10 protein-coding genes are annotated in these 11,860 nt (G+C 60.5%); 8 read left to right on the forward strand and 2 right to left on the reverse strand.

Annotated features, from left to right (window positions below):
* Positions 1-71 precede the first annotated feature (71 nt).
* The 5 genes from dsbC to KW840_RS00950 all read left to right on the forward strand — a co-directional run bounded on the left by dsbC (position 72) and on the right by KW840_RS00950 (position 5,641).
* Positions 72-803: a bifunctional protein-disulfide isomerase/oxidoreductase DsbC gene (gene dsbC, locus KW840_RS00930; protein WP_057713416.1), complete on the forward strand. Its 732-nt coding sequence runs from the start codon at positions 72-74 to the stop codon at positions 801-803.
* A 133-nt stretch (positions 804-936) separates the two neighbouring features.
* Positions 937-2,241 carry a homoserine dehydrogenase gene (locus KW840_RS00935; protein ID WP_057713417.1) on the forward strand — a complete coding sequence of 435 codons (1,305 nt, stop codon included), beginning with the start codon at positions 937-939 and terminating at the stop codon, positions 2,239-2,241.
* A gap of 66 nt (positions 2,242-2,307) precedes the next feature.
* Positions 2,308-3,717 carry a threonine synthase gene (thrC, locus tag KW840_RS00940; RefSeq protein WP_057713418.1) on the forward strand — a complete coding sequence of 470 codons (1,410 nt, stop codon included), beginning with the start codon at positions 2,308-2,310 and terminating at the stop codon, positions 3,715-3,717.
* Between the two features lie 119 nt (positions 3,718-3,836).
* Positions 3,837-5,192, forward strand: a complete 1,356-nt coding sequence (locus tag KW840_RS00945; RefSeq protein ID WP_218494246.1) for a transporter substrate-binding domain-containing protein — start codon at positions 3,837-3,839, stop codon at positions 5,190-5,192.
* A 161-nt stretch (positions 5,193-5,353) separates the two neighbouring features.
* Positions 5,354-5,641, forward strand: a complete 288-nt coding sequence (locus tag KW840_RS00950) for a DUF3509 domain-containing protein (RefSeq protein WP_046041997.1) — start codon at positions 5,354-5,356, stop codon at positions 5,639-5,641.
* A gap of 169 nt (positions 5,642-5,810) precedes the next feature.
* Here KW840_RS00950 and KW840_RS00955 read toward each other — a convergent pair whose 3' ends face one another.
* Positions 5,811-6,779 (reverse strand): TIGR02285 family protein, encoded by a 969-nt coding sequence (locus tag KW840_RS00955; protein WP_218494247.1) that lies wholly within the window; start codon positions 6,777-6,779, stop codon positions 5,811-5,813.
* Positions 6,733-7,932: a CaiB/BaiF CoA-transferase family protein gene (locus KW840_RS00960; RefSeq protein WP_218494248.1), complete on the reverse strand. Its 1,200-nt coding sequence runs from the start codon at positions 7,930-7,932 to the stop codon at positions 6,733-6,735. The genes KW840_RS00955 and KW840_RS00960 overlap by 47 nt, the downstream gene beginning before the upstream one ends.
* Before the next feature lie 147 nt (positions 7,933-8,079).
* Between KW840_RS00960 and KW840_RS00965 the strand changes: the two genes are divergently transcribed.
* The 3 genes from KW840_RS00965 to KW840_RS00975 all read left to right on the forward strand — a co-directional run bounded on the left by KW840_RS00965 (position 8,080) and on the right by KW840_RS00975 (position 11,799).
* Positions 8,080-8,622, forward strand: a complete 543-nt coding sequence (locus tag KW840_RS00965; RefSeq protein WP_007971297.1) for a YaeQ family protein — start codon at positions 8,080-8,082, stop codon at positions 8,620-8,622.
* A gap of 66 nt (positions 8,623-8,688) precedes the next feature.
* A complete protein-coding gene (gene recJ, locus KW840_RS00970; RefSeq protein ID WP_046042001.1) occupies positions 8,689-10,398 on the forward strand; it encodes a single-stranded-DNA-specific exonuclease RecJ in 1,710 nt (569 codons plus the stop codon).
* Between the two features lie 294 nt (positions 10,399-10,692).
* Positions 10,693-11,799, forward strand: a complete 1,107-nt coding sequence (locus tag KW840_RS00975; protein ID WP_150814679.1) for an NADH:flavin oxidoreductase/NADH oxidase — start codon at positions 10,693-10,695, stop codon at positions 11,797-11,799.
* Positions 11,800-11,860 lie beyond the last annotated feature (61 nt).

Genomic DNA, 11,860 nt, shown 5'->3' on the forward strand with positions numbered 1-11,860 from the left:
TGGGCGTTTATGACCCGGTGTTTCGGCACGGGCGTTCTGATCGTCCCATTTGTCCGTCTTCAGGAGTTCTCATGCGTCTGACCCAGATTTTCGCCGCCGCAGCCATTGCGTTGGTCAGCACCTTTGCCGTCGCCGATGACGCGGCCGACAAAGCCATTCGTAAAAGCCTGGAAAACCTCCAGCTCGAAGTGCCGGTAGAGACCATCACCGCCAGCCCGTTGCCAGGCCTGTACGAAGTCAAGCTCAAGGGCAGCCGTGTGCTGTACGCCAGCGCCGACGGCCAGTACGTGGTTCAGGGCTACCTGTTCGATCTCAAGGACGGCAAGCCGGTCAACCTGACCGAGAAGACCGAGCGCCAGGGCATCTCCAAGCTGATCAACGCCATCCCGGTTGCCGAAACCGTTGTCTACCCGGCCATTGGCGAAACCAAGTCGCACATCACCGTATTCACCGACACCACTTGCCCGTACTGCCACAAGCTGCACGCCGAAGTGCCTGAACTGAACAAACGCGGCATCGAAGTGCGTTACGTCGCGTTCCCGCGTCAGGGCCTGGGCTCGCCGGGTGACGAGCAACTGCAAGCGGTGTGGTGCTCGAAAGACAAGAAAGCGGCCATGGACAAAATGGTCGACGGCAAGGAAATCAAGGCCGCCAAGTGCGATAACCCGGTCTCCAAACAGTTCGCCCTCGGCCAGTCGATCGGCGTGAATGGCACACCGGCCATCGTTTTGGCCGACGGTCAGGTCATTCCGGGCTACCAGCCTGCGCCACAAGTCGCCAAACTGGCGCTGGGCGCGAAGTAAATTCGCATCGTCACGGCAAGCCTTGACGATCATGGTCCGGTAGCGACATTCGCCGGGCCATCAATAGAGAGCCGCGAGTCTGCGGTTGTTTTCACGGCCGGCCTCGAGTCGGCCGTTTTATGGGGAGTTCACAGTGAAACCGGTCAAAGTAGGCATCTGTGGGTTAGGAACCGTCGGTGGCGGTACCTTCAACGTACTTCAGCGCAACGCCGAGGAAATTGCTCGTCGTGCCGGGCGTGGAATCGAAGTGGCACAAATTGCCATGCGCACGCCAAAGCCTCAGTTCCAAACGACCGGTATTGCGATTACCAACGATGTCTTCGAAGTGGCCACGAACCCTGAGATCGACATCGTCATAGAGCTGATGGGCGGCTACACCGTTGCCCGCGAGCTGGTACTCAAGGCCATCGAGAATGGCAAGCATGTGGTCACCGCGAACAAGGCGCTTATCGCCGTTCACGGTAATGAAATTTTCGCCAAGGCCCGCGAGAAGGGCGTGATCGTTGCGTTCGAAGCGGCGGTGGCCGGTGGCATCCCGGTGATCAAGGCGATCCGCGAAGGCCTGTCCGCCAACCGCATCAACTGGGTAGCCGGCATCATCAACGGCACCGGCAACTTCATCCTGACGGAAATGCGCGAGAAGGGTCGCACCTTCGAAGACGTATTGGCCGAAGCCCAGGCCCTGGGTTACGCCGAAGCCGATCCGACCTTCGACGTCGAGGGTATCGACGCCGCTCACAAGCTGACGATCCTGGCATCCATCGCGTTCGGTATTCCGTTGCAGTTCGACAAGGCTTACACCGAAGGCATCACCAAGCTGACCACCGCCGACGTGAACTACGCCGAAGCGCTGGGCTACCGCATCAAGCACCTGGGCGTGGCGCGCAGCACCGCGGCCGGTATCGAACTGCGCGTGCACCCGACGCTGATCCCGGCCGATCGCCTGATCGCCAACGTCAACGGCGTGATGAACGCGGTGATGGTCAACGGCGATGCTGCCGGTTCGACCCTGTTCTACGGCGCTGGCGCCGGCATGGAACCGACCGCTTCGTCGGTGATCGCCGACCTGGTGGACGTGGTCCGCGCCATGACTTCCGACCCGGAAAACCGCGTACCACACCTGGCGTTCCAGCCGGATTCGCTGTCGGCTCACCCGATCCTGCCGATCGAAGCCTGCGAAAGCGCCTACTACCTGCGCATCCAGGCCAAGGACCATCCGGGCGTATTGGCTCAGGTCGCGAGCATCCTTTCGGAGCGCGGCATCAACATCGAGTCGATCATGCAGAAGGAAGCCGAGGAGCACGACGGCCTGGTGCCGATGATCCTGCTGACCCACCGTGTGGTGGAACAGCGCATCAACGACGCCATCGCTGCTTTGGAGGCCTTGGCGGGTGTGGTCGGTCCGGTCGTACGGATCCGTGTCGAGCACCTGAACTAAGCCGATATCGTTGACCGGGCTCGCTTGCGGGCCCGGCACTACGAACACTGTCCATTGGAGTCAGTCATGCGTTACATCAGTACCCGCGGCCAGGCACCGGCCCTGAATTTCGAAGACGTCCTGCTGGCTGGTCTTGCCACCGACGGCGGTCTGTACGTCCCGGAAAACCTGCCACGTTTCACCCAGGAAGAAATCGCTTCCTGGGCCGGCCTGCCGTATCACGAACTGGCCTTCCGCGTCATGCGCCCGTTCGTCACCGGCAGCATTCCAGACGCCGATTTCAAAAAGATTCTTGAAGAAACCTACGGCGTGTTCGCCCACAGCGCCGTTGCGCCGCTGCGTCAGCTGAACGGCAACGAATGGGTGCTGGAGCTGTTCCACGGCCCGACCCTGGCGTTCAAGGACTTCGCCCTGCAATTGCTCGGTCGTCTGCTCGACTACGTGCTGGAAAAGCGCGGCGAGCGCGTGGTGATCGTCGGCGCTACTTCCGGTGATACCGGCTCGGCCGCCATCGAAGGCTGCAAGCATTGCGAAAACGTCGACATCTTCATCCTGCACCCGCACAACCGTGTGTCCGAGGTGCAGCGTCGCCAGATGACCACGATTTTCGGCGAGAACATCCACAACATCGCCATCGAAGGCAACTTCGATGACTGCCAGGAAATGGTCAAGGCGAGCTTCGCCGATCAGAGCTTCCTCAAGGGCACTCGCCTGGTCGCGGTGAACTCGATCAACTGGGCGCGGATCATGGCCCAGATCGTTTACTACTTCCACGCATCCCTGCAGTTGGGCGGCCCGGCGCGTTCGGTGTCGTTCTCGGTGCCAACCGGCAACTTCGGCGACATCTTCGCCGGTTACCTGGCGCGCAACATGGGCCTGCCGATCAATCAGTTGATCGTCGCCACCAACCGCAACGACATCCTGCACCGCTTCATGAGCGGCAATCAGTACGTCAAGGACACCCTGCACGCCACGCTGTCGCCGTCGATGGACATCATGGTCTCGTCGAACTTCGAACGCCTGCTGTTCGACCTGCACGGTCGCAACGGTGCGGCCATCGCCGGGCTGATGGATTCGTTCAAGCAGGGTGGCGGTTTCAGCGTCGAGCAAGAGCGCTGGACCGAAGCCCGCAAGTTGTTCGACTCGCTGGCCGTGGATGACGCGCAAACCTGTGAAACCATTGCCGAAGTCTACGAGCAGACTGGCGAAGTGCTGGATCCACACACAGCCATCGGCGTGAAAGCTGCCCGGGAATGCCGTCGCAGCCTGGACATTCCAATGGTGATCCTGGGCACCGCCCACCCGGTCAAATTCCCGGACGCCGTGGAAAAAGCCGGTGTAGGAAAAGCGCTCGAACTGCCGGTACATCTTTCTGATTTGTTTGAGCGAGACGAACGTTGCACCGTATTGCCAAATGACCTGAAGGCCGTGCAGGCCTTTGTCAGCCAGCATGGCAACCGCGGCAAGCCGCTGTAACCGGTCAGCACTGTTACATTTTGAAGCCCGTCTCCTGACGGGCTTTTTCATTTCTGCATGCACACTTGTCGTGTTATCGCCGCGAAGGGACAGGCGAATGGATCACCAAGGACGTGGGAATGCTGTTTACAAGTGTGTTCAAGCCAGTCGCGCGCTGGCTGTTTTTATTCGGCATGCTGGGAATCGCCGAATGGGGAGGGGCAAGCCCTGCATCGATTCAGGAGCGTGGGAAGTCTGTCGCACGGTCAATGGTCGTGCTGGATGACCAGGAGTTGCAGTGGATGGCCAAGCATCCTCGGGTCGTGGTCACGGCGCTGGAATACCCGTTGTACCTGTTCAAGGATGAACATGGCCAATGGACGGGCTTGAACAGTGACCTGCTCAAGCGCATCAGTGACATGACGGGGTTGCAGTTCGTTTACCAAGAGTCTTTTTCCACCGATCAGATGCTGGCCCATCTGGAAAGCGGCGCTGCGGATTTGAGTACGACCCTGGCGATGAATGACGAACGCAAGGCGTTTCTCGATTTCAGCCATGCATTCGGCGGTGCAGGATGGGTCTTTCTCGGGCAGGCCGGAGCACCACCGGTGCAGTCGCTGGAGGATCTGGCGAAGCGGGTACTGGTGCTGCCGACCCGGCATGCACTGGAAGCGATGATCCGTCGCAATTATCCGTCCATCGAGTTGCGTTCGGTTAAAACCTACGCCGAAGCCCGTGCCTGGGTGGAAAGCGGCGAAGCCTACGCCACCATCGAAAGCGAAATCGGCGCCCAGCTTATTCCGTCGGGCCGGCTAAAGATCGACGCCGTGGTGCCGGGAAAATGGGATGCGGATTATCTGGCGGTGCGCAAAGGCCAGCCGCAGTTGCTGAGTATCCTCAACAAGGCGCTTGAGGCGTTTCCTGAACAGGAGTTGCGCGGCCTTCGCCTGAAGTGGTTCGGCGGCGCTACCGCGCCACAGGCGCCTGGCCTCTGGCAGCGGATTGACCAGTGGGTTTGCTGGGGCGTGTTGGTGGTCAGCCTGTTCGGTCTGTTGTCCCTGCTCTGGAATCGGCGGTTGGCGGTGGTGGTCAGGCAACGGGTCGAGGCTCAAAGCAGTCTGCGCGATCAGCTCGCCTTCCAGCATGCCCTGATGGATGCCATGCCTGACCCGATGTTTGTCCGTGATCTGCAAGGGCGTTTGATCATGTGCAACAAAAGTTATGAGGACGCCTTGTCGACGCGTTTTGACCGGATGCAGGGGCGGCAGTTGATCGAGGTCGATGCCATGCCCAGACAAACCGCGGAACTGCTGCATGCCGAGTTCATGGCGCAATTGAGTACGCGCAGGACGCGCTTTTTCGAGCGTCAATTGATGTTCAAGGACGGTGTCAGGGATATCTACCAGTGGACAGTGCCGTTTTATACGGCGGATGGCCAGCTACGAGGATTGTTGGGGGGATGGGCCGACATCGCCCGGCGCACCCGACAGACGTGATGGTTGGGTTTTTTCTCTGTCATGTTCGCCGTGCATGCTCTCTTGACTGGGCTGCAGGTTCGCCTGCAGTCAGTACCCAGAACTTTCTTCTCGGGCCAGCGGTCATTTGTAGTAGGCATGCCCCAGGCACGTTGTTTTCGGACTATTGAGTGGTGATCGGGATGGAAAGTATCAGTCTGTTGCTCGGTGAGGCGCTAAGCCCGTATCAGGTTACGTTGACCCCGTCAGGCATTCGTGGCGAATGCAGGGTGACCCTGAAGAATGCTATCGGCGCGACCGTGGTCGAGCGCGAGTTCAATCAGGCCCAGTTGAATGACAAACGCCTGCTGACGGATGTGGTCGACGGTTTGCATCGCGACGTGCTGATCGCTGAAGGACGCCTTGAGCCTTGTGTGATCGCGGCATTGCGTAATGCGGCGCAGGACAAGCTGCTGGCCAGCCGCAATTGAACGGTTTTTTGCGGGAACCTTCCCGCGCCCAGGTCAGTCAGACTTTGTAACAGCAGGATCAAGCATTGTGCTCCGGTGCTTGTAGCTTGCTGCTACTGGTCTCCAAGCAGACCACGTTTGACCCCGAGTCGTCTCCCCACTTCTCGGGGTTTCTTTTGCCCGGGATTTGTCAGGGGTGCGCCAGATTATCGAAAAACGCCTTGGTGTCTTTCAGGTAGTCGCTGCGGCTTTCGGGATCCAGCCAGGCGGCGTAGGCCTCATCGAGGCGTTCACGGGGAAGGGTGCGCAACACCTGATTGATTTCGACAATGGCCTGCCGGCCCTTTGGCGTGTCGGTGCAACCGATATAACCGGACAGGTATTTGCCCGTGCCACGGATCGGATAGAACTGCAATTCATCCTCGGCAATGCCTTGCAGCGAGGCCTGGTAGCGTATTTCCGGGCGATAACCCAACAGCAGGCGCAAGCGTCCCAGGCGCTGCATTTGCAGCAGGCTGCCCAAGGCGTCGTTACCGTAATGAGGGGCCAGCGCGTCGGCTGGCGCTTGCTTGAGCAGTCCGTCGAGGTATTCGCCGTAATTGCGCTCGGCAATAATTCCCAGTTTTTCGCTACCGCTGGCGAGCAGCGCTGCCAGGTCCACTTCGTCGTCCTTGATAAAGGGTGTCAGCACTTTCTGGTCGACGCGCCGCACGGCCAGGCCATTGCTCATGGCGCGGAAGACCGGAATGGAAAAGGCGATCCACTTTTCCCGTTCCTTGCTCCAGTTCAGCGCCGCGTCGCAGACGAGGGACGGTTCGTGGAGCATTTGCAGGCCACGCGCGCGATTGACCCTCATCACGCTGTGCTGGTATTGCGGCATGCCGGCAATCAACATTGGAAGCAATTGATCGATAACGCCCAGACCCTTTTTCGGCCCGTCGAAAATCGTCAGCGGCGGCAGGTCGCGCTTGAGCCAGATCAGGGGTTCCCCGGTTTGCGCCAGGGCTGACGGGATCGGTCCAGGGAGCAGGAACAAGATCGCCAGCATGCACAGCAGCCGCCCGCCGCGTGGCGGGCAGTGTCGAATGGGCCATGCGGGCAGGTGCCTCAGCCTAGATGGCTCCGTCTTTGCGCAACTGTGTAATCTGCGTCGCGTCATAGCCAAGTTCCTGGAGTACCTGTGCGTTGTGCTCACCCAGTTGTGGCCCGACCCATTCACATTCCCCGGGTGTCTCTGAGAGTTTCGGCACAATGCCCGGCATCTTGAAGTCTTTGCCGTCCGGCAGCTTGGCTTGCAGGAACATTTCCCGCGCCAGGTACTGGGGGTCATTGAACATGTCTTCGGCGCTGAAGATCCGGCTGGCCGGCACCTCGGCCTGATTGAGCTGCGCCAGCACCCTGTCCAGCGGCAACGAGTTGACCCAGCGATCGATGACGCCATAAATCTCGTCGCGTCGGGCATCGCGGCCATCGTTGCTGGCAAGCTGGGGGTCGTTGGCCAAGTCTTCGCGGCCAATGATCAGCATGAAGCGTTTGAAAATCGCGTCGCCATTGGCGCCGATCTGCACGTGCTTGCCATCGGCACTGGTGTGGATCGAGGACGGGGTGATGCCGGGCATGATATTGCCCGTGCGTTCGCGGATGAAACCGAATACGTCGAACTCCGGAACCATGCTTTCCATCATCGCGAAGATGGCTTCGTACAGCGCCACGTCCACCACTTGCCCCATACCGCCGTTGACTTCGCGATGACGCAGGGCCATCAACGCGCCAATCACGCCCCAGAGCGCGGCAATCGAGTCGCCGATGGAAATGCCGGTGCGCACGGGTGGGCGGTCTTCGAAGCCGGTGATGTAGCGCAGGCCCCCCATCGACTCACCGACCGCGCCAAAGCCGGGCTGATCCTTCATCGGGCCGGTCTGGCCGAAACCCGACAGCCGCACCATGACCAGTTTCGGGTTCAAGGCGTGCAGGACGTCCCACCCCAGGCCGAGTTTTTCCAGGACGCCGGGACGAAAGTTTTCGATCAGTATGTCTGCCTCACCCAGCAGCTGTTTCAGGATGGCCTGACCGTCGGGGTGCTTGAGGTTGAGAGTCAGGGACTTTTTGTTGCGGGCCTGGACGAACCACCACAACGAAGTGCCTTCATACAACTTGCGCCATTTGCGCAATGGATCACCGCCGTCCGGGGATTCGATCTTGATTACGTCGGCGCCGAATTCCGCGCAAATACGCGAGGCAAACGGGCCGGCAATCAAGGTGCCCAATTCGATGACTTTCAGACCGGAAAGCGGTTTGGCGGTGAACGGCATGCTGGATCCTGTGGGGCAAAGGTTGAGCGGATAGAGCGTTTTAACATAGCCGACTGTCAGACGCTCCAGCTTGATTGTGTTCAATTCGTGGATTGCCCGTCGCATCGGTTAGACTTGCCGCCTTTCCTCGTATCAAGAAGCCCGTACATGGCCCAGCCGTCCACGACCTACAAGTTTGAACTGAACCTCACCGACCTCGACCGCAGCGTCTATGAGAGCGTGAAGCAGACCATCGCCCGTCACCCTTCGGAAACCGAAGAGCGCATGACCGTGCGCCTGCTGGCCTACGCCCTCTGGTACAACGAGCAGCTGTCTTTTGGCCGTGGTCTGTCAGAAGTGGATGAACCGGCCTTGTGGGAAAAAAGCCTGGATGACCGCGTCCTGCACTGGATCGAAGTCGGCCAGCCGGATGCCGAGCGCCTGACCTGGTGCTCGCGCCGCACTGAACGTACCAGCCTGTTGGCCTACGGCAGCCTGCGTGTGTGGGAGGGCAAAGTGGTGCCGGCGGTGAAAAACCTGAAGAACGTCAACATCGCTGCCGTGCCTCAGGAAGTCCTGGAAACCCTGGCCAAAGACATGCCCCGCGTTATCAAGTGGGACGTGATGATCAGCGAAGGGACGATCTTCGTCACCGACGACCGTGGTCAGCACGAAGTCCAGTTGCAGTGGCTGGCCGGTGAGCGCGGCTGATTTTTCGCAACTGCCCCGCGTCACCCGGTTTTATCCTACGTATTGAAGAGAAGCATCTTTCACCCCATGCGCATCGAACCTCGCCTGCTGCCCGACACCCTGCCATTCCTCGGTGATATTCCGCCGCTGTTGACCCGCCTGTATGCGGCTCGGGGCGTGCTGTCCGAGGCGGAACTGGACAAGAGCCTGGCGCGGTTGATTCCGTTCCAGCAACTCAAGGGCATCGATGCCGCCGTGGATCTGCTGGTGACTGCGCTCGAACAGCGTCAGCGCATTCTGATCGTCGGCGACTTTGATGCCGACGGCGCGACGGCGAGCACCGTGGGCACCTTGGGGTTGCGTCTGTTGGGGGCGGCACATGTCGACTACCTGGTGCCCAACCGATTCGACTACGGCTATGGCCTGACACCGGAAATCGTCGCGGTGGCGCTTGAGCGTCAGCCGCATTTGCTGATCACCGTCGACAACGGCATCTCCAGCGTCGAAGGCGTGGCAGCGGCGAAAAAGGCCGGGCTCAAGGTGCTCGTCACCGACCACCACTTGCCTGGTGACGAGCTGCCGTTGGCCGATGCCATCGTCAATCCGAACCAGCCCGGTTGCGAGTTTCCGAGCAAGGCGCTGGCCGGCGTCGGGGTGATTTTCTATGTATTGATGGCCCTGCGTGCGCGGTTGCGCGAGCTGGGCTGGTACACAAGCAAGCCGCAGCCGAATATCGGCGAACTGCTCGATCTGGTGGCTCTTGGCAGCGTGGCCGACGTGGTCCCGCTGGATGCCAACAACCGGATTCTGGTGCATCAGGGCCTGGAGCGGATTCGCGCTGGACGTGCCAGGCCGGGGATCAAGGCGATCCTCGAAGTGGCCAAGCGCGATCATGCGCGTATCACCTCCACCGATCTGGGCTTCATTGTCGGCCCGCGCCTGAACGCAGCAGGGCGCCTGGACGACATGAGCCTGGGCATCGAATGTCTGCTGACCGAAGACGCAGGTCTGGCCCGTGAGATGGCGGCGCAACTGGACGGCATGAACCAGGATCGCAAATCCATCGAGCAGGGCATGCAGCGTGAAGCGCTGGCGCAGCTCAAGGATTTGCCGGTGGAGTCGATGCCGTTCGGCTTGTGCCTGTTCGATCCCGAGTGGCACCAAGGCGTCATCGGTATCCTCGCGTCACGGATGAAAGAGCGCTATTTCCGCCCGACCATCGCCTTTGCCGATGCCGGGGATGGCCTGCTCAAGGGCTCGGGGCGTTCGGTCCAGGGCTTTCACATCCGCGACGCCTTGAGCGTGGTGGCGGCGCAGCATCCGAATCTGATCACCAAATACGGTGGCCACGCGATGGCGGCCGGCCTGACGCTGCCGGAAGCAAATTTCCCCTTGTTCGCCGAAGCCTTTGACGCTGAAGTGCGCCGGCAGCTGCGCGAAGAAGATCTGACTGGCCGCCTGTTGTCGGACGGCACCCTGGCGGTGGAAGAGTTCCACCTGGAGCTGGCTCGTGCCTTGCGGCATGCCGGTCCTTGGGGACAGCACTTCCCGGAACCGTTGTTTCATGGGGTGTTCCAGCTGGTCGAGCAGCGCGTCGTTGGCGAGCGGCATCTTAAAGTCGTGCTCAAAAGTGAATGTGGTTCGGTGAAACTCGACGGCATTGCCTTCGGGATCGATCGCGATATCTGGCCGAATCCGACCATCAAATGGGTGGAGCTGGCCTACAAACTCGACCTCAACGAGTTTCGCGGGAACGAGACGGTTCAATTGATGATTGCCCACATCGAACCGCGTTGACCCGACCCTTGTAGGAGCGAGCTCGCTCCGGGCGGCGTTCCGACGATGGTCGTGAACGATGGCGCTGGGGGCCTGATACCCCGCGGTGTCCTGTCGTCCATCGCGAGCGAGCTCGCTCCTACAAGGGGGCAACATCCCTCGATGTCGACTAGGCTCTAAGCACTGCTTGATTTTGGCCTTGTGACGTCTTGTCGAATTTTTTGCCCGCGGGGGCGGGTGTTGTACCTTTTTCCTGTCACTCGTCGACTATTCAAACAGAACCTGGAGCCTGCCCACTGATTCGAGAGGTGCCCCATGAGTCTGCTGCTTGAACCCTTTACCCTTCGCCAATTGACTTTGCCCAACCGCATCGCGGTATCGCCGATGTGCCAGTATTCCAGTGCCGATGGCCTGGCCAATGACTGGCATCTGGTCCACCTCGGCAGCCGTGCTATCGGCGGGGCCGGGCTGGTGTTTACCGAAGCCACGGCGGTCACCGCCGACGGGCGTATCACGGCCGAGGATCTCGGTCTGTGGAATGATGAACAGATCGAACCCCTGCAACGCATCACCCGCTTCATCAACGCCCAGGGCGCCGTTGCCGGCATTCAGCTGGCCCATGCCGGGCGCAAGGCCAGCACCCACCGACCGTGGCTCGGCAAGCATGGCAGCGTCAAACCCGACGAGGGCGGCTGGGTGCCGGTCGGACCTTCGCCGATTGCGTTCGACCCGCAGCACACCCAACCCAAACAACTGGATGACGACGAGATCGCCAAGGTGATCCAGGCCTTTGTCGATGCGGCAAAGCGCTCACTGACGGCCGGTTTCAAAGTGGTCGAAGTGCACGCGGCCCATGGTTACCTGCTGCATCAATTCCTGTCGCCGTTGAGCAATCAGCGTCGCGATCAATATGGCGGTTCGTTCGAAAATCGTATTCGGCTGGTGCTGCAGGTCACCGAAGCGGTGCGTGCGGTGTGGCCTGAAGAGTTGCCGGTATTTGTCCGTGTCTCGGCCACCGACTGGGTGGAAGACGGCTGGAACCCCGATGAAACCGTGGAGCTGGCCCGCCGCCTCAAAGCCTTGGGGGTCGACCTGATCGACGTCTCGTCGGGCGGGACGGCAGTCAATGCTGAAATTCCCACAGGCCCCGGTTACCAGACCCGCTTCGCCGAGCGCGTGCGCAAGGAGTCGGGCATGGCCACCGGCACAGTCGGCATGATCACCGAGCCGGCCCAGGCCGAGCACATCCTGCGCACCTGTCAGGCGGACATCATCTTCCTGGCCCGTGAGTTGTTGCGCGATCCGTACTGGGCGCTGCACGCGGACGACGACCTGGGTGGGCACAAGGCCGTGTGGCCGGCGCAATATCAGCGGGCGACTCACCGTGAGCAGCCCATTCATGAATCGGATTTGCGCGACTGAAATCCATCGATACGAAAAAGCCCCTGAATCGTGAGATTCAGGGGCTTTCGTTTATCCGGAT

The sequence above is a fragment of the Pseudomonas sp. PDM30 genome, from assembly GCF_019218985.1.
GTDB classification, from domain to species: domain Bacteria; phylum Pseudomonadota; class Gammaproteobacteria; order Pseudomonadales; family Pseudomonadaceae; genus Aquipseudomonas; species Aquipseudomonas jessenii.